This window comes from Aridibaculum aurantiacum, from assembly GCF_017355875.1.
Lineage (GTDB): Bacteria > Bacteroidota > Bacteroidia > Chitinophagales > Chitinophagaceae > Segetibacter > Segetibacter aurantiacus.
Genome location: NZ_JAFEWC010000003.1, coordinates 1,000,690 through 1,017,691, shown reverse-complemented (window position 1 = coordinate 1,017,691; position 17,002 = coordinate 1,000,690). Strand labels below are relative to the sequence as shown.

The 17,002-nt window shown below is 41.7% G+C and carries 19 protein-coding genes; 5 read left to right on the top strand and 14 right to left on the bottom strand.

Going from position 1 to position 17,002, the window contains the following annotated elements:
* Positions 1 to 135: 135 nt before the first annotated feature.
* Positions 136 to 909 carry an exodeoxyribonuclease III gene (gene xth, locus J4N22_RS18000; protein ID WP_207496912.1) on the bottom strand — a complete coding sequence of 258 codons (774 nt, stop codon included), beginning with the start codon at positions 907 to 909 and terminating at the stop codon, positions 136 to 138.
* A 133-nt stretch (positions 910 to 1,042) separates the two neighbouring features.
* Positions 1,043 to 1,465, bottom strand: coding sequence for an SPOR domain-containing protein (locus J4N22_RS17995; protein ID WP_207496910.1), 423 nt, complete (start codon positions 1,463 to 1,465; stop codon positions 1,043 to 1,045).
* A 290-nt stretch (positions 1,466 to 1,755) separates the two neighbouring features.
* Here J4N22_RS17995 and J4N22_RS17990 point away from each other — a divergent pair, with 290 nt between their 5' ends.
* A complete protein-coding gene (locus J4N22_RS17990; RefSeq protein ID WP_207496909.1) occupies positions 1,756 to 3,180 on the top strand; it encodes an alanine/glycine:cation symporter family protein in 1,425 nt (474 codons plus the stop codon).
* A 95-nt stretch (positions 3,181 to 3,275) separates the two neighbouring features.
* Here J4N22_RS17990 and J4N22_RS17985 read toward each other — a convergent pair whose 3' ends face one another.
* The gene (locus J4N22_RS17985; RefSeq protein ID WP_207496908.1) at positions 3,276 to 3,521 is read right to left on the bottom strand and encodes a hypothetical protein; all 246 of its coding nucleotides are present in this window, start codon (positions 3,519 to 3,521) and stop codon (positions 3,276 to 3,278) included.
* A 332-nt stretch (positions 3,522 to 3,853) separates the two neighbouring features.
* On the opposite strand from J4N22_RS17985, the gene J4N22_RS17980 reads away from it, so the two are divergent.
* Positions 3,854 to 6,523 (top strand): PAS domain S-box protein, encoded by a 2,670-nt coding sequence (locus J4N22_RS17980; RefSeq protein ID WP_207496907.1) that lies wholly within the window; start codon positions 3,854 to 3,856, stop codon positions 6,521 to 6,523.
* 74 nt (positions 6,524 to 6,597) lie between these two features.
* Positions 6,598 to 6,837 carry a hypothetical protein gene (locus J4N22_RS17975; protein ID WP_207496906.1) on the top strand — a complete coding sequence of 80 codons (240 nt, stop codon included), beginning with the start codon at positions 6,598 to 6,600 and terminating at the stop codon, positions 6,835 to 6,837.
* 10 nt (positions 6,838 to 6,847) lie between these two features.
* Here J4N22_RS17975 and J4N22_RS17970 read toward each other — a convergent pair whose 3' ends face one another.
* Positions 6,848 to 7,513: a toxin-antitoxin system YwqK family antitoxin gene (locus J4N22_RS17970; RefSeq protein ID WP_207496905.1), complete on the bottom strand. Its 666-nt coding sequence runs from the start codon at positions 7,511 to 7,513 to the stop codon at positions 6,848 to 6,850.
* A gap of 17 nt (positions 7,514 to 7,530) precedes the next feature.
* Between J4N22_RS17970 and J4N22_RS17965 the strand changes: the two genes are divergently transcribed.
* Positions 7,531 to 7,773, top strand: a complete 243-nt coding sequence (locus tag J4N22_RS17965) for a hypothetical protein (protein ID WP_207496904.1) — start codon at positions 7,531 to 7,533, stop codon at positions 7,771 to 7,773.
* Positions 7,724 to 10,255, top strand: coding sequence for a WD40/YVTN/BNR-like repeat-containing protein (locus J4N22_RS17960; protein ID WP_207496902.1), 2,532 nt, complete (start codon positions 7,724 to 7,726; stop codon positions 10,253 to 10,255). The genes J4N22_RS17965 and J4N22_RS17960 overlap by 50 nt, the downstream gene beginning before the upstream one ends.
* A 79-nt stretch (positions 10,256 to 10,334) precedes the next feature.
* Here the strand turns inward: J4N22_RS17960 and aroQ are convergent, their stop codons facing one another.
* From aroQ to J4N22_RS17910, 10 genes are all read right to left on the bottom strand, one after another.
* Complete coding sequence (aroQ, locus tag J4N22_RS17955; RefSeq protein WP_207496900.1) at positions 10,335 to 10,754, bottom strand: type II 3-dehydroquinate dehydratase; 420 nt, start codon at positions 10,752 to 10,754, stop codon at positions 10,335 to 10,337.
* 21 nt (positions 10,755 to 10,775) lie between these two features.
* Positions 10,776 to 11,876: a glutamine-hydrolyzing carbamoyl-phosphate synthase small subunit gene (gene carA / locus J4N22_RS17950; protein WP_207496898.1), complete on the bottom strand. Its 1,101-nt coding sequence runs from the start codon at positions 11,874 to 11,876 to the stop codon at positions 10,776 to 10,778.
* 234 nt (positions 11,877 to 12,110) lie between these two features.
* Entirely contained in the window at positions 12,111 to 12,653 is a 543-nt protein-coding gene (gene rplQ / locus J4N22_RS17945; RefSeq protein WP_207496889.1) for a 50S ribosomal protein L17, read from the bottom strand.
* 121 nt (positions 12,654 to 12,774) lie between these two features.
* The gene (locus J4N22_RS17940; RefSeq protein WP_207496887.1) at positions 12,775 to 13,776 is read right to left on the bottom strand and encodes a DNA-directed RNA polymerase subunit alpha; all 1,002 of its coding nucleotides are present in this window, start codon (positions 13,774 to 13,776) and stop codon (positions 12,775 to 12,777) included.
* A 121-nt stretch (positions 13,777 to 13,897) separates the two neighbouring features.
* Positions 13,898 to 14,503 carry a 30S ribosomal protein S4 gene (gene rpsD, locus J4N22_RS17935; protein WP_207496885.1) on the bottom strand — a complete coding sequence of 202 codons (606 nt, stop codon included), beginning with the start codon at positions 14,501 to 14,503 and terminating at the stop codon, positions 13,898 to 13,900.
* Positions 14,504 to 14,650: 147 nt separating this feature from the next.
* Entirely contained in the window at positions 14,651 to 15,058 is a 408-nt protein-coding gene (gene rpsK / locus J4N22_RS17930; RefSeq protein ID WP_207496875.1) for a 30S ribosomal protein S11, read from the bottom strand.
* A 139-nt stretch (positions 15,059 to 15,197) separates the two neighbouring features.
* Positions 15,198 to 15,578, bottom strand: a complete 381-nt coding sequence (gene rpsM / locus J4N22_RS17925) for a 30S ribosomal protein S13 (RefSeq protein ID WP_207496868.1) — start codon at positions 15,576 to 15,578, stop codon at positions 15,198 to 15,200.
* A gap of 97 nt (positions 15,579 to 15,675) precedes the next feature.
* A complete protein-coding gene (gene rpmJ, locus J4N22_RS17920) occupies positions 15,676 to 15,792 on the bottom strand; it encodes a 50S ribosomal protein L36 (protein ID WP_018612877.1) in 117 nt (38 codons plus the stop codon).
* A 68-nt stretch (positions 15,793 to 15,860) separates the two neighbouring features.
* Positions 15,861 to 16,079, bottom strand: coding sequence for a translation initiation factor IF-1 (gene infA, locus J4N22_RS17915; protein ID WP_133267249.1), 219 nt, complete (start codon positions 16,077 to 16,079; stop codon positions 15,861 to 15,863).
* Positions 16,080 to 16,230: 151 nt separating this feature from the next.
* Positions 16,231 to 16,986, bottom strand: coding sequence for a murein L,D-transpeptidase catalytic domain family protein (locus tag J4N22_RS17910; protein ID WP_207496860.1), 756 nt, complete (start codon positions 16,984 to 16,986; stop codon positions 16,231 to 16,233).
* Between the last annotated feature and the right edge of the window lie 16 nt (positions 16,987 to 17,002).

The window sequence follows — 17,002 nt, the reverse complement described above, 5'->3', positions numbered from 1 at the left end:
ACTTAATTGCATCCTGCGTACAACGAGTTTTACCAATATCATTCCATACAGGAAAAACATTCAACACGAAGTACAGCATGTACAGCTAAAAACATAATGCAGTATTAAATGATGCTTACCGGAAAGGCTGTTGCATTAATCTTTCAGCTCAATCCATACGGGTGCATGATCACTTGTTTTTTCCCAGCCACGTACATTGCTATCTACACCTGCTTTTAGCAAACGTTTGTCGAGTTGCGGGCTTAGCAGGAAGTGATCAATTCGCAGCCCTGCATTGCGGCTATAAGCATTGCGGAAGTAGTCCCAGAATGTATAAATGATTTCGTCCGGGTATAGTTTCCTGATGGCATCTGTCCATCCCTGGTCTACCAAGGATTTATATGCCTCACGTACTTCGGGCCTAAACAGCGCATCGTCGCCCCATCGTTCCGGCTTGTATACATCCTTTTCAGTGGGCATTACATTATAATCACCCGCCAGCACTACCGGCTTTCCTGAAGCAAGCAAACCTGCTGCATGATCGTGTAGACGCTTAAACCAACCTAACTTATAATCGAACTTGGGTCCCGGTGCCGGGTTGCCATTGGGTAAATACAAACAGCCAACATGAATTCCCTGCACCGTAGCTTCCAGGTACCTGCTGGCTACATCTTCCGGATCGCCAGGCAGAACCCTCGATATTTCTTCTATGTCATCGGTCTTGGATAAAATAGCTACCCCGTTCCAACTTTTCTGCCCATGCCATATTGCATGATATCCCAGGTCGTATATCGCCTGTTCAGGAAATTTTTCCTGCGGCGCTTTAAGCTCTTGCATACAAACAATATCAGGGGATGTTTCCTGCAACCATTGTAGTAAAACCGGCAACCGGCCATTGACACCGTTTACGTTATAACTAGCTATTCTCATACATCAGTTTATACATGCTAACATAAGCTTCTTTTTTTGGTGAAGCATAGGCATATGATATGGCTTGTTCTAATACTGATTCAAGGAATGCGTAAAAGACAATCATGAAGAGCGGACGAGATGATCCAACCTATTAATCTTCATCTATTGGAGGATTATATTCCACCCTGTCAGCTACTACAAATATTCCTCGATCGGGATAAAGAGCAGCGATCATTTTGCGCAGTTGCGACGCATCTTTTTGCGAAAGGAAATTTCCAATACGAACCCTGAAGTTGGGTGCCTGGTAAAGCAAGTAAGTCTTCTGGTCTGGGAAGCGGCGCAGCAATTCTGATTTTACAGCATTGGCCACTACCCGATCCTGTGCGTTGTACACCTGTATACGATACCCGCTCCTGATACCACGACTGGCTACTGTTTTCGAACGTTTATTCAGCTCAGCCTGTTTTTGCGACAAGACCTCCATTCGCGGATCTTTATAAACTTTCACAATGTCACCCTGGGCAAAAGCCGCAGTTGAAAAAAAAGCAATAAGAATAAGTAAAACTAGTTTCATTGAAGTATGGGCAGTTCTTCTGTTAGCTGCCATTGTATATTATTAAATGCTGTGCCATTATCTCCTGGTATTAGTTCTTATAACCACCCAATCTTTAGGCATCGCATGATCATTTTAAAAAAAGAACTGCTGGCAAAATATTAGCAGCTACATCTGCAGTTACAAAAACTTACAAAGCAGCCTGTTAGCGAGTTTGGTGGGATATTTTAGTTCTTGAAGCCGTCCTATTTGCAGTGGTGTGCTGCTTAAAAATCTTCATCTTCGCAGCCATTTTCAATTTTACTTAAGAAATGGAAGAAATAATCAATCAGATCAACGGGGTAGTGTGGAGCAATGCGCTGATTATTCTGTGCCTGGGAACGGGGATTTACTTTTCAGTTGTTACGCGTTTTCTACAACTGCGATATATAAAACAGATGGTTCACCTGCTTTTCAAAGGCAAATCTTCTAAAACAGGTGTGAGTTCATTCCAGGCATTTTCTATAGCTGTGGCAGGCCGTGTAGGAACAGGCAATATAGCCGGGGTGGCCACCGCCATAGCCATGGGCGGACCGGGTTCCATTTTTTGGATGTGGGTGGTAGCTTTTCTTGGCAGTGCTTCGGCGTTTATAGAGTCAGTACTTGCACAGGTGTACAAAGAAGTAAAAGATGGCCAATACCGCGGCGGACCAGCTTTCTATATACAGAAAGGTCTTGGCATAAAATGGTTTGCTGCTACGTTCGCTATCATCACATTGGTAAGTTCAGCGGCATTTTTTCCGGGTGTGCAAAGCAATACCATAGCTGCCAGTATGGAAAATGCATTCAGCATCCCGCCCATCTATTCTGGTGTTGCTGTTACCTTACTGGTTGGCCTTGTAATATTTGGTGGCGTTAGACGTATAGGAAAGACAGCTGAGATAATAGTTCCGTTCATGGCCATCCTATACCTGCTGATGGCTGTAGTTATCATCATCCTGAACATTGGACGAGTACCTGAAATTTTCAGCCTTATCACCAAGTCAGCATTCGCTGCCGAGCCTGCATTTGCTGGCATTTTTGGAATGGCTGTTTCATGGGGTGTAAAGAGAGGCATTTATTCAAACGAAGCAGGACTTGGCACAGCACCTCACGCAGCTGCGGCGGCCGAAACATCGCACCCGGTAAAGCAAGGATTGGTGCAGGCATTTTCTGTTTACCTGGATACCTTACTCGTTTGTACTGCAACAGCATTTATGATCTTGTTTACCGGCCAGTATAATGTTGCTGATCCAAGTGGTGGATTTATAGTGAACAACCTTCCGGGTGTTGCTGCCGGATCAGAATACACTCAAAATGCAGTGAGTGTTCATTTCCCTTTTATAGGACCTGGTTTTGTAGCGGTATCACTCCTGTTGTTTGCTTTTACCACTATTGTTGCTTATTACTACATAGCCGAAACAAACCTGAGCTTTCTTCAAAAGCAAGGCAAAGGGAAATGGCAGGTTACCACCCTTAGGTTAGTATTGCTCGTGTCTGTTTATTATGGATCTATCCGCACAGCAGAAGCTGCGTGGGCATTAGGTGATATGGGTGTGGGGTTAGTAGCATGGCTAAATGTTATAGCGATCTTACTGCTACGTAAGCCAGCACTTAAAGCCTTAAAAGATTACCAGGCACAACGTAAGGCTGGCATCGAACCAGTGTTTGATCCTAACAAACTTGGAATAAAACATGCCGAAGTTTGGGAGAAATAATTCCTGTTTATTCTTTACATATTGCTCCTTACAGCAGTAATTATCTTGTGCACTGAAATCAACAAGTGGAGAATTACAATTTCTGTGTCATCACCCTACATTGCTCCTAAGCGACAAATGATACACGAACTGTAGATAAGAGGAATATCCTTCAGCTCAAATGCTTGTATTGATTTGCGGTAAACCCTGTCGGGGCTGCTTTTTACTTCTATGAAAAGATCACCTAGTTTATAAAGTGCGAACCTGGTAAAACCGTCTGATAGCTCATCTAACTTTTCGGCATCGTAAATCAGCTGATGCTTTTCTATATCTGGAAGCGAATTAAATTTCTCACTAAACATATTGCTGGTTTGATGGAACCTCAATCACAATACATGCCATACAACAATCATATGTACCTCAGCATTTTATGAATTTCGGTTGGTGAAGAATGTGAGGAAGAACCGTTGAAAAGTGTTCAATCTCCTACCCGCTGCAGCACCAGATCATCCAACATGTCGAATGTTCTGGTTTTAGATATTACTCATGCTTTATATATAGGCGCTTTAATTTAATTGAAAACCATTACCAGCGGCAACTATTAAAACTTTTTAAAGCTCGCAGGAAACTATCGCAGGTACATTTACGTTGAAGTATGCAGAGATGCAGAAAATTCGATGCACAACAAACCTATATGAAAAACCTTTCCGCTACTGATCTGCTTGAGCAAGACAAGCAGAATCTGCTATTGAAAAACAAACCGTACGACCTGGAAGAAGTACTGGATAACATCACAGATGGGTTTTGTTTTTTTGACAACCAGTGGATCGTTAGAACCTGGAACAAAACAGCCGAAGAATATACCGGAGTAAAAAGAGAAGATATTGTAGGTAAGGATTACCGCGACGTAATGGTTGATCCGTTTTCAAAGTTTCTTGCTAAGAAGTTTGAAGTAGCAATACAGCAAAAACAAGAATCACAACTGGAAGAATTTGTAGAGCAGTATAAACTTTGGTTTCGGATAAATATTTTTCCTTCACCGCTTGGAGTATCGTTTTTTGTAAAAGATGTAAATAGTCAAAAGGAGCAGTGCCTGCAAAACCTGAAGTCTAAAGCTAATATTGACGCTCTTATTAATGCATCTAAGGACCTGCTTTGGGCGGTAGACAAAAACTGTAACCTTATTGCATGCAATGACACTTTTAAAGAAGCTATTTACAAATTAACTGGTCATCATTTAAAAGAAGGCGACAATATCCTGCTTCCATATTTTGAAAAGGAAAATCATCATTGGAAGACGTTGTATGAGAATAGCTTTAGTGGTGGCAGCTTTTGCCTTGACAACCATAGGATCGATCCTGAAACAGGAAATATGATCAGTGAAGAAGTCTGCTTTAATTCTATCTACAACAATGACAAAACTGAAATTGTAGGAGTAGCGTGTTCTTCAAGAGACATAACTGACAGGAAGGAAAAACAAGCCATCATCACCGATCATTACCATGTGCTTAAGGCTAAAGAAGCCGACCTGCAGCGGGTAATGGCAGACCTGGAAAAAGTGATGAACTCTTCGCTTGACATCATTTGTTCCATTGATGAAAAAGGTCACTTTGCCAAAGTGAGTGCAGCTTCCAAAACGGTATGGGGTTATGCGCCTGGAGAACTGGAAGGAAGATCTTACCTGGATTTTGTAGCGCCAGGATATGTAGAACTTACAGAGGATACAATAAACAAGGTGACCCTCGGCACCGTGATGACCAACTTCCAGAATGTGCATATTAGGCAGGATGGCACGCATGTACCCATGCTTTGGTCGCTAAAATGGGATGAACAGGAAAAGACAATGTTCTGTATTGGCAAAGATGCCACCGAGATGAAACGTGCAGAAATGCTACAAAAGGAAACGGAACAACGTTTCTCTTCGTTGATACAAAAAGGTGCAGACATGATCGGTATAATTGATCCGACAGGAAACTATAGCTATGTAAGTTCCAATGTAGAAAGAGTGATCGGGTATACAGCAGAAGAATTATTAGGATTTAATGCCCTTTCGTTGGTACATGAAGATGACCTGGGAAAGATTATGGAAGAACTGAGTACGCTACTTCAATGTAAAGAAAGGAAAATAGCAGACTTCAGGTTTAAACACAAGAATGGCGAATGGAGATGGATAGAGGTGATTGGTACCAATATGCTAGAGGATGAGCTTATCAAGGGCATTGTTATCAACTCGCGTGATGTAACCGATAGAAAAAATGCAGAAGAAGAACTGAGGTATAATAAGGAAAGGTTAGAAACAGTATTGAAAGCCACCAATGAAGCAATATGGGAGTACAATATGGAAACCAAAGAATTGTATTGGAATGAAACCTATACCAAACACTTTGGGTACCATGAGGGTGAAACAACAACCTTAGAGGTATGGAAAGAGAACATTCATCCAGACGAGGCTGAGCAGGTTTGGGAGGAAACGATCAATTTTCTCAAACAAAATAAAACCAGGTACTGGAAGAAAGATTATCGCTATAAGAAAAAGAATGGCGAGTATGCTTATGTATTAGATCAAGGCTATATTATACTGGATGAAAACAATAATCCTATTCGATTTGTCGGTTCGTTGATAGATAATACAGAACGTAAAAAAATAGAGCTTGAGAAAGAATTCATCATTAAAGAATTGACCAAAAGTAACAACGACCTGAAGCAATTTTCTTTTATAACCTCTCACAACTTACGTGCACCGTTATCAAACATCCTCGGCATCTTAAGCATCATCGATTACAAGTCGTTTGATGAAAATCACCAGAAGATGTTCAACCTGCTAAAGGTATCTACTTGCCAGCTGCAGGAAACCATCAAAGACCTTACTGACATCATTGTTATCAGGAACAGGACAAACCTTGAAACAGAGCTTGTACATATAGATAAGATCATTGAGAATGTAAGTAAGGTTTATCTCAATACACTCCATGACATTCCGCACGAGGTAAATCTTGATCTGCAGGCAAGGGAAGTATACCTATACAAACCATATATCGAAAGCATTTTCATCAACCTTATTTCCAATGCTGTTAAATACCGCTCAGCCGAAAGAAAACTGGTGATAAATATTCATACTTATCGTAATGAAAAAGGTGAACTGGTGCTTCGTTTCAGCGACAACGGATTAGGTATTGATACTTCTAAATTCTCAGACAGGTTGTTTGGCTTGTACCAGCGTTTTCATGATCATGTAGAAGGTAAAGGACTGGGATTGTTCATTGTAAGATCGCAGGTGACGGCACTGGGTGGAACTATAGCTCTGCAAAGCAAGGTAAATGAGGGAGCCACATTTATTATTACCATAGCTCCAAAAGAGAGTTGAGTTCTACAACAAGCTGTTAGCGTTCTTAATTTCCATTAGGCATAGTTTTTCTTACTCGTTGTAATAAAACAGCCATGGAAAACAACAATGAACACAAAGGCAGTGAGTTTAAGAACGTGCAGGAAACCTGGGATCAGAATGAACAGAATGATGCTAATAAGGAAGCTTCTGCTGATGCACCTGCTACACCAGCAACCAATGATGATGCTCTTCAGCAGACCATAAAAAACGAAGCAACAGAATACGACCAGGCAGATAAAGAGGAGCGCCTGCTAGGTGGAGAAAGAGCTACAGTAAACGATGATCAGGCGTAGCTAACAGCATTTAGAAGGTACGTCCATCCCTGAACTTTACATTCTTTTTGCCGGCGTTCTTCTTTTCAAAATCAAGTACGGCCTGTGGCTTTACTTTAGCTGGAGCCTTCTTCACGCTGTCCACCGGTACTTCTATCATAGTAGTTGCGCCTAATTGATTAGGATCTTCTTTTTTACCCAGGAAATACTTTTCAGTCCTGGAGATCATACCGTCATTGTAGTATCTCCATGTACCGTGCTTTACAGCTTCGCCCTCTATCTTAATCACCTTTCGCTGCACCTTGTACGGGTCATACACATCCGGCACATCAATGGTATCATAAGGATTTTCAGGATTAACAGCCTTCCAGCTTTCTTCACGGGCAATGCCAGCCATACTATAATACTGGCTCACACCATCTTTTTGTCCCCAGCGGTAACGCTCTATAGCAAACAAGTCGCCCATCAAAGTATAGATACGCCAAACGCCTTCTTTCTTTCCATCTTTGTAAATACCTTCTTCTTCATATCCAGGCTCACCGCGTAATCCATCCACCTTCACACTCCATTTTCCCTGCTTCAGGTTATTGTTATCTATGCAATTGATGGTTTCGCCGTTGGCAGCTTTTCGCGAAGATTTACATTGTGCAGATACATGAAAAGACAACAATAACAACGGGAAGAAGAGGAATTTCATGAGCTGAAAATTAGGTCGTGAAAATAACAATGTTTCTTGTAGCTGCTTTCCTTGCTACTGTTAAAAAACCACTTGGTTCAGTTATCTTCGGCAACATTATCATTAAAACTGTATTCCCGCTTGATTATGAAACATTTCTTCCTGGTCCTATTCCTGGCAGTCTCGTTCAACCATTATGCGCAGGTGAAACCAACACCCGCCACCGAACGTATGAAGAGCATACAACAGCGCAAGTCATTGCAGCAAAACTCATTGGTTAACCACATTTCATTCCGCAACATTGGCCCTACTGTAATGAGCGGCAGAGTGGTGGACATAGAAGTTAACCCATCAGACGCAACAGAGTTTTATGTTGCTTATGCTACAGGTGGCCTGTGGCACAGCACCAACAATGGCCAAAGCTTCTCTCCTATTTTTGATAGTGAAGATGTACTCTTCATTGGCGACATAGCAGTAAACTGGCAAGAGAAGAACAGGGTGATTTGGGTTGGAACCGGCGAAGTGAACAGTAGCCGTTCTTCGTATGCTGGTATAGGTGTTTACAAAAGCAACAACAATGGCAAAAGCTGGGAGTACTTAGGTTTACCTGAAAGCCACCACATAGGCAAAATACAGCTGCACCCTACTGACCCCAACACTGCATGGGTAGCGGTGCTTGGACATCTATATTCTCCTAACAAAGAAAGAGGCGTTTATAAAACCACTGACGGTGGTAAAAGCTGGAAGCAAACACTTGCCATAGACGAAAACACAGGTGTGGTAGAAATGGACATCAACCCTGCTAATCCTAATGAACTGTATGCGGCAACATGGTACCGTACCCGTCGCGCCTGGAATTTTGAAGAAGGCGGGAAAACAAGTGGTATTTATAAAAGTACAGACGGTGGCAATACATGGAACTTGCTTACAACTGCCGGTGCAGGTTTCCCTACCGGAGACAATGTAGGTAGAATAGGTGTTGCTGTTTATCCAAAGAACCCACAGGTAGTTTATGCAATAGTAGATAATCAGAACAGGCGACCTGATACTGCACAACGTAAAGCTGATACGAGCAGGTATGAACTGAAAGAGTTTCATAACCTGACAAGGGAAAAGTTTCTTGCGTTGGAGGACAGGAAGATCGACTCATTTATCAGGCGTACCAGCATTCCTAGAAAATACACTGCAAAAGGAATTAAAGAGTTGGTAGCAAATAATCAATTGAAGCCAACAGCTATATATGATTACCTGTACAATGGCGACGAAAATAGTACGCCGGTTATTGGTGCCGAAGTATACCGCAGTAATGATGGTGGAAGAACCTGGCAGAAAATGAACCAGAAGGGATTGGATCTGTATAGTTCTTTCGGCTATTATTTCGGTAAGATCTATGTAAGCCCTTCCAATGAAAATAAAGTAGTGATACTTGGTATTGATCTGCTTGCAAGCACAGATGGTGGTAAAACATTTAAATCAATAGATCGCGAAAATGTACATGCTGACCACCACGCACTATGGATAAATCCAAACCGCGACGGTCATATGCTAAATGGCAACGACGGCGGCTTGAACATTACCTACGACGATGGTAAAAACTGGTCTATTGCTAATACACCTCCTGTAGGTCAATATTATGCTATCAATGTAGACAATGCCCGCCCATACAATGTATTTGGAGGCTTACAGGATAATGGTACCTGGTATGGTCCATCCAACCACAGGGAAAATGCACGCTGGCATGTTTCAGGTGATTATCCTTTTAAGTCTATTGGTGGCGGCGATGGTATGCAGGTACAAGTAGATACACGCGACAATCAAACCGTTTACACAGGTTCACAATTTGGTGTTTATGTAAGGCAGAATTTACGGAACCGCCAGGACAGGCGTTTCATCAGGCCAAGTAACGACCTGGGTGAGGCAGCTTATCGTTTCAACTGGCAGTCACCAATCCTGCTTAGCCCGCACCACCAGGACGTATTATATTTTGGAACCAATCGCTTTCACCGCAGTATGAACAAAGGCGACACACTGCCAGCTATCAGTCCCGATCTTACTACCAGCCCGCAGCAAGGCGACGTTCCTTATGGTACGCTTACCACCATCAGCGAAAGCCCGCTAAAGTTTGGTCTGATTTATACCGGTACAGATGATGGTAACATTCACGTTAGCCGGGATGGCGGGTACAACTGGACACTCATTAGCGGTAAACTTCCTAAAGGTCTTTGGGTTAGCCGTGTAGTAGCGAGTGCCTACAAAGAAGGTCGTGTTTATGCTTCGCTGAATGGCTACCGCAACGACAACTTCATGCCTTACCTGTTTGTAAGCGATGACTATGGCACCAACTGGAGAAGCATAGCTGCTAATCTTCCATTTGAACCAATCAATGTGGTGAAAGAAGACACTCGCCATGACAGCCTGTTGTATGTAGGAACCGATGGTGGTTTATATGTAACGGCAGATGCAGGTAGATCATATTTCGCATGGACCAATGGCCTACCGAAGAGTGTACCTATCCACGATCTTGTGATACAACAAAGAGAGAATGAACTGGTACTTGGAACACATGGACGCAGCTTATATATAGCTAAACTTGACAGCGTTCAGCTGCTAATGACAAACGCCACCTACCGCAAGCAAAAAGAAGCCGAAGTAGGAAAAGGGCAAGCGGTGATAACACCAATCAATAAAGTTCCGGCAAGGAAGAGTAAGAGCAATACAGAAGGTGCTCAACTAGATGGTCCTTCACTTACACGTAAGGATTAACTGGTCATAAAAAAGCAATAAGGCTGTCCCTGCGAAGAGACAGCCTTATTTTTTTATAAGCTTTGATAGAGAAATCTAATTACTTATCCAGGAAAAACTGCACCGCAAGTGCATATCCCTTTAAGCCAAGCCCGCTTATAGTACCACGTGCCTTTGCTGACACATGCGATATCTTCCTGAACTCTTCCCTTGCATGTACATTGCTGATGTGTACTTCAATAACAGGAGTGGTGATAGCTGCAATAGCATCTCCTAAAGCCACCGAAGTATGTGTGTAGCCACCGGGATTAAGTATGATACCATCATGATCAAAGCCCACTTGCTGCAAATAATTGATCAACTCCCCTTCTACATTGGTTTGAAAAAAAGTAAAATTGACAGCAGGATACTCCTTACGCAGTTGATCAAGAAAACCTTCAAATGTTTCGCTACCGTAAATACCCGGCTCACGTTTGCCCAGCAAATTGAGGTTAGGCCCGTTGATGATTGCAATTTTCATTCAGTGGATTTAGAAGATAGATTACAATCTTGTCTTTACACTTTCAATGAAGTCGTCAAACAAATACCTGCTATCGTGCGGCCCAGGAAAACTTTCAGGATGATATTGAACACTGAAAGCTGGTTTGTCTTTCAAACGAATTCCTTCTACGCTATCATCATTCAGGTTGATGTGCGTGATCTCGATGTTCGGGTTCCTACGCACAGCTTCCGGGTCTACACCAAAACCATGGTTTTGCGTAGTTATTTCACATTTACCTGTATTTACATTTAGAACCGGGTGATTTAACCCGCGGTGTCCATGGTGCATTTTGTAAGTAGGAATATCATTAGCTAGCGCCAGCAATTGGTGGCCAAGGCAAATACCAAAAACAGGCTTCTCTTCGGCAAGCACTTCTTTTACTGTATTAACCGCATAATCCATAGCAGCCGGGTCGCCAGGACCATTAGAAATAAAATAACCCTGCGGATTGAAGGCTTTCATATCAGACAGTGAAGCATTCGAAGGAAACACCTTTACATGCGCACCACGAGATGTCATACAAGTAAGAATGTTTTGCTTCACACCATAATCAATAACTGCAATTTTGATAGGAGAATTAGGATCACCTTGTTCGTAAGCTTCTTTGGTTGAAACCTTTGATGCCAATTCCAGTCCGGCCATGCTAGGTACTTCAGCTAGCATCTCCTTTAGTTTCTGCTCGTCTAGAACCTCAGATGAAATGATACAGTTCATAGCACCTGTAGTTCTTACATGTGCTACAAGTGCCCTCGTATCTACATCTTCTATTGACACAATGCCATTTTCCTTTAGGTATTCATCCAAAGATCCTTTGGCTTGCCTGCGGCTATACAACTCTTCCAGGTTGCGACCGATCAACCCCTGGATCTTTACAGAATCACTTTCTATATCTGAATCCTTCACGCCGTAATTACCTACGTGCACATTGTTCATGATAACGATCTGCCCATAATAACTTGGATCGGTAAAAACTTCCTGGTAACCAGTCATACCGGTGTTGAAACATATTTCACCGGTGGTAGTACCAATTTTACCAAATGCCTTGCCGTGGTAAATGGTTCCATCTTCTAGTAGCAGTACAGCGGGAGCTTGATTATTCATGCGTAATTGAGTGGTTTCTTATTATTAAACAGGTTCAACCTTTATGAGCTAAAACCGTTGAATGATGTAATGCTGTACAAGTGAGTGACACAACGATGTTGAGTACTGTTATGCAGCCGGCGCAAAAATATCATTCAGCAGTAAAACATCTTGATAATTTTTCAACAGTTGGTAAAAACAAAAAAGGCAAGATCATTACGACCTTGCCTTTTTATATTTTCTAAAGTTTGCCAATTACTCAGCAGCTTTATTTTCTTCTGAAGTTTCTGTGGTTTCAGTAGCAGGAGCTGTTGCTTCAGCATCAGAAGCAGGTGTAGTAGTACCTTCAGCTGCAGTTGCAGCTTTTTTACGACCACCACCAGCACGACGTGTACGCTTAGCAGGCTCTTTAGTTTCACCAACACCTTTTCCGTAAACTTCGTTGTAGTCAACTAGTTCAATCATTGCCAGTTCAGCGTTGTCACCATGACGAGCACCCAACTTGATGATACGAGTGTAACCACCTGGACGAGCTTCAACCTTTGGACGGATCACATCAAAAAGTTCTTTGATTGATTCTTTGTCTTGCAGGTAGCTGAAAACGATACGACGCTGGTGCGTGCTGTTTTCTTTTGCTTTAGTTATCAGTGGCTCTACATAAGTACGCAAAGCTTTAGCTTTTGCCAATGTAGTAGTGATACGCTTGTGAGCGATCAGTTGAGATGCAAGGTTGCTAAGCAACGCTTTGCGGTGGCTCGCTGTGCGGCCTAAATTGTTGATTTTGTCTCCGTGACGCATGACGTGTGTTTTATAGGTTGTACCGTGTCAGGAATTACAACCCTTGTGAATTCAAAATTCAAAAGTCAAAATTAAAAACCTGAGAAGGTCCTTTTTTGACTTTTGAATTTTGACTTTTGATTTAATAATCTTCCTTATCTATACCCATTTTGCTCAGATCCATTCCGAAGCCAAGGCCTCTTTCGTTCAGTACTTGCTCGATCTCAGAAAGTGATTTCTGACCGAAGTTTCTGAATTTCATAAGGTCTTCCTGCTCGTATTGTACCAGTTCGCTCAGGCTATTGATCTTAGCAGCTTTCAAACAGTTAAATGCACGTACGCTCAGGTCAAGATCTTCCAATGGAGTCTTCAGGATCTTGCGCAGTTGCAGTGTTTGCTCGTCTACCAGGTCTTCTTTCTTCTCTTCTTTGTTGTCGAAAGTGATGTTCTCATCAGTGATGATCATCAGGTGCTGGATCAGGATACGAGAAGCTTGTTTAACAGCTTCCTCAGGATGGATGGTACCATCTGTCTGAACGTCCATCAACAGTTTTTCGAAGTCGGTTCTTTGTTCAACACGAGTGTTCTCGATGCTGTACTTTACATTCTTGATCGGAGTATGAATACTATCAATAGGAATATACCCGAAAACTGAATCTTTCACACGATTGTCTTCAGCCGGAACGTATCCACGACCTTTAGCAATAGTGATCTCTATATCTAGTTTAGAGCTGTTATCCATAGTACAGATCAGCAATTGAGGGTTCATTACTTCAAAACCCTGTGTAGCATCGCCAATCATACCTGCTGTAAATTCAGTTTGATTCTTGATGTTCAATGTGATCCTTTCAGTTCCAACCTCGCCTTCTACTTTCTTCTTGAAACGCACCTGCTTTAGGTTCAGGATGATTTCAGTTACATCTTCTGTAACACCACGAAGGGTAGCAAATTCATGCTCTGCACCTTCGATTTTTATACCTACAATGGCGTAACCCTCCAATGAACTAAGTAATACTCTGCGAAGAGCATTTCCAATGGTCAGGCCGTAACCTGGCTCCAATGGACGGAATTCAAATTGTGCTTCAAAGTCGTTTGCCTTCTGAAGAACGATTTTATCGGGCTTTTGGAAATTTAAAATGGCCATTTGTTATTGACGATTTGTTGATTTAAATGTTGTGAGTGTCAGTTGTGAGTAGTTAGTTGTGAGTGATATGAATGAGAGCTTTACTCATTGCTCACTACTCACCATTCACAACTCACTTCTATTACTTACTGTACAATTCCACGATCAGTTGCTCCTTGATGTTCTCAGGAACACTTTCACGCTCAGGGTAAGCTATAAAAGTACCTCTTAGTTCAGCCTCGTTCCAGTCTAACCAAGAGAACTTTTGGTTTTTACCACGGATAGCACTTGTAACAGCAGTGTTAACAGAGCTCTTTTCTTTAAGACCGATGATATCACCTGGCTTTAATTGGAAAGAAGGAATGTTTACAACTTCACCATTTACAGTAACGTGCTTGTGGCTAACCAGCTGGCGTGCAGCAGGACGGCTAGGAGCAATACCTAAACGGAAGATAGTGTTATCTAAACGTGCTTCCAGAAGTTTGATAAGGTTTTCACCAGTTACGCCTTTACGACGTGCAGCTTCGGTGAAAGTGTTACGGAATTGCTTTTCAAGCAAACCATAAGTGTACTTAGCTTTTTGCTTTTCTTTCAACTGAAGTGCGTATTCACCCAGTTGCTTACGCTTACGCTGAGCACCGTGGATACCCGGAGGGTTGCTGTTTTTGCTCAACCACTTACCGTTGCCTAAGATAGGCTCTCCAAAAATTCTTGAGATCTTGGTCTTGGGACCTGTGTACCTTGCCATGTTTGTTTCTTTTTCAGATTTTTTAGTTCCAGGTATAGTTCATCAAAAATCTTAAAACGCGACCTATACCTGCTTTTGATAATTCAAAACTTAAAAGTCAAAAATCAAAAACCATTTATTGCTTTTGATTTTTGACTTTTTACTTTATTATACTCTTCTCTTCTTAGGAGGACGACAACCGTTGTGAGGTAATGGGGTAACGTCTTTGATCATGGTTACTTCGATACCGCTGTTAGCCAAAGCGCGGATAGCACCTTCTCTACCTGAACCAGGACCTTTTACATAAACGTCTACTCTCTTCAATCCTGCTTCCAAAGCTACTTTAGCGCAATCTTGTGCAGCTAGCTGTGCAGCGTAAGGAGTGTTCTTTTTAGAACCACGGAATCCCATTTTACCAGCACTAGCCCAGCTAATAACCTGGCCATTCTTGTTGGTAAGAGAGATAATGATGTTGTTGAATGTAGCGCTGATATGAGCGTCGCCGTAAGCGTCCACTTTCACTACTCTTTTCTTGGCAGCTGCTTTTGCGCTGTCTTGTCTTTGATTTTTAGCCATTTTCTTTTTTTGAGGTAATCTTCTAAAAATGATAGTCTCTCCCTGCTAGGCAGCAGATCCGACGACTGGTATAAACAACAAATTACAAACTACAGGTTCCAATGATACACTGGAACCTATAGTTTGTAACATGGTTATATTATTTCTTAGGTGCCTTCTTTTTACCGGCAACTGTCTTACGCTTACCTTTCCTGGTACGGCTGTTAGTACGGGTTCTTTGTCCGCGAAGAGGTAAACCTTTACGATGACGAAGACCACGGTAACAAGCGATATCCAACAAACGCTTAATGTTCATTTGAGTTTCGCTACGAAGTGCACCTTCTACCTTAATCTCATTGTTGATGATATTACGGATAGCAGTTTGCTCTTCATCGTTCCAGGTGTTCACTTTCTTGCTACGGTCAATTCCAGCTTTGTCAAGAATGTACTGGGCTGTAGAAAGACCTATACCATAGATATAGGTAAGACCTATTTCGCCTCTTTTACTTTTTGGTAAATCTATACCGGCAATACGAGCCATATTTTAATTTCTGATTTTGTGATTTGGTGATTTTGGGATTGTATTTCGGATATCGAAATCTCAAAATATCGAAATCCCGAAATCCCACAATTCTTTCTTACCCCTGGCGCTGCTTGTAGCGAGGGTTCTTTTTGTTTACAATGTACAGCTTGCCTTTTCTTCTCACGATCTTGCAATCTGCACTACGCTTTTTAATAGATGCTCTAACTTTCATGATGTGTGTTATTAAAATTCCTTATGCTTATTGCTATCGGCTATCAAAGGCTAACAGCTAATTGTTTACTATTTATACCTGAAAATGATACGTCCACGGCTCAAATCGTACGGGCTCATCTCTACTCCTACTTTGTCGCCAGGTAAAATTCGTATGTAATTCATTCTCATTTTACCGCTGATGGTGGCAATGATCTCATGACCATTTTCCAACTTCACCCGAAACATTGCATTGGACAAAGCTTCTATGATTGACCCATCTTGTTTTATCAGTGCTTGTTTAGACATATTATTTTTGGGAGCGCGAAGATAAGCACATACACAACAAAGAAGAAAAAATAGTGGAAAATTTTGAATATTTTGTGGAAAAGTTAATAAATACTGTTCCTATTTCATCCAATTCTTCTAAAACTGCAACTTTTCTTGGCAACGGCCCCTGTTATATTAAAGATGATTGCTTAAGGTAACCCTTGTCAGTAGAGTAAATAAACATGCAACTGCCGTTTTTTATGTTTTGAATGATCTCGGGTGCATCTTTTGTAGGCACTGCAGGACATCCAAAACTACGTCCAAGGTAACCAGTAGATTTATAAAATGATTCATTGGCATAATCTGCGCCGTGAACCACGATAGCCCTTGCTCTTGCATTATCATTGATGTTTCTTTCTACACCATCTAAACGTAGTGACAAGCCATGTTTACCTATATATGTTTCTGAAGTAACATAAAAACCAAGACTGCTTTGATATGATTCCGCTTTGTTAGAAAAGGTAGTTGCCATCAACAACCCGGTGTTGCGGCCATGCGCAACATGCGAATGCCTAACCAGTTTGTTTTTCTTCATATCTATTATATACATCCGCTTGCTGGTGCTGGGTTGGCTAAAATCGATGATGGTCAACAAGTCATTCTTTATCTTTCCTTGTGTTTTAAGTTTAGAATATCCATTTATAGCAAGCTGAAAAGCCTGTTTGTTCAACTTGAGGTTTTGCAGGTTTAGCACATCGTATAGTGCAGTAAAGCGCATTTTCTCAGAAGAAACTGCATCATTAGCTACTACTTCTGTAGAAGCCAAAGAATCAGTACCAGTTTCAAAACTTGCTTTTACTATAACCTCATTTTTTGCTTTATACGCTGTTACGCCAAATGACACAAGAACCAGAGCTACGAGGGTAATCCATAATTTTTTGGGCATAAGATTGTACATTTTT

What these genes read in the sequence shown, in the direction of transcription:
- xth (WP_207496912.1), bottom strand. Translation starts at nt 909, where the DNA reads ATGAGAATAGCTAGTTATAACGTAAACGGTGTCAATGGCCGGTTGCCG.
- J4N22_RS17995 (WP_207496910.1), bottom strand. Translation starts at nt 1,465, where the DNA reads ATGAAACTAGTTTTACTTATTCTTATTGCTTTTTTTTCAACTGCGGCT.
- J4N22_RS17990 (WP_207496909.1), top strand. Translation starts at nt 1,756, where the DNA reads ATGGAAGAAATAATCAATCAGATCAACGGGGTAGTGTGGAGCAATGCG.
- J4N22_RS17985 (WP_207496908.1), bottom strand. Translation starts at nt 3,521, where the DNA reads ATGTTTAGTGAGAAATTTAATTCGCTTCCAGATATAGAAAAGCATCAG.
- J4N22_RS17980 (WP_207496907.1), top strand. Translation starts at nt 3,854, where the DNA reads ATGAAAAACCTTTCCGCTACTGATCTGCTTGAGCAAGACAAGCAGAAT.
- J4N22_RS17975 (WP_207496906.1), top strand. Translation starts at nt 6,598, where the DNA reads ATGGAAAACAACAATGAACACAAAGGCAGTGAGTTTAAGAACGTGCAG.
- J4N22_RS17970 (WP_207496905.1), bottom strand. Translation starts at nt 7,513, where the DNA reads ATGAAATTCCTCTTCTTCCCGTTGTTATTGTTGTCTTTTCATGTATCT.
- J4N22_RS17960 (WP_207496902.1), top strand. Translation starts at nt 7,724, where the DNA reads ATGAAGAGCATACAACAGCGCAAGTCATTGCAGCAAAACTCATTGGTT.
- aroQ (WP_207496900.1), bottom strand. Translation starts at nt 10,754, where the DNA reads ATGAAAATTGCAATCATCAACGGGCCTAACCTCAATTTGCTGGGCAAA.
- carA (WP_207496898.1), bottom strand. Translation starts at nt 11,876, where the DNA reads ATGAATAATCAAGCTCCCGCTGTACTGCTACTAGAAGATGGAACCATT.
- rplQ (WP_207496889.1), bottom strand. Translation starts at nt 12,653, where the DNA reads ATGCGTCACGGAGACAAAATCAACAATTTAGGCCGCACAGCGAGCCAC.
- J4N22_RS17940 (WP_207496887.1), bottom strand. Translation starts at nt 13,776, where the DNA reads ATGGCCATTTTAAATTTCCAAAAGCCCGATAAAATCGTTCTTCAGAAG.
- rpsD (WP_207496885.1), bottom strand. Translation starts at nt 14,503, where the DNA reads ATGGCAAGGTACACAGGTCCCAAGACCAAGATCTCAAGAATTTTTGGA.
- rpsK (WP_207496875.1), bottom strand. Translation starts at nt 15,058, where the DNA reads ATGGCTAAAAATCAAAGACAAGACAGCGCAAAAGCAGCTGCCAAGAAA.
- rpsM (WP_207496868.1), bottom strand. Translation starts at nt 15,578, where the DNA reads ATGGCTCGTATTGCCGGTATAGATTTACCAAAAAGTAAAAGAGGCGAA.
- rpmJ (WP_018612877.1), bottom strand. Translation starts at nt 15,792, where the DNA reads ATGAAAGTTAGAGCATCTATTAAAAAGCGTAGTGCAGATTGCAAGATC.
- infA (WP_133267249.1), bottom strand. Translation starts at nt 16,079, where the DNA reads ATGTCTAAACAAGCACTGATAAAACAAGATGGGTCAATCATAGAAGCT.
- J4N22_RS17910 (WP_207496860.1), bottom strand. Translation starts at nt 16,986, where the DNA reads ATGCCCAAAAAATTATGGATTACCCTCGTAGCTCTGGTTCTTGTGTCA.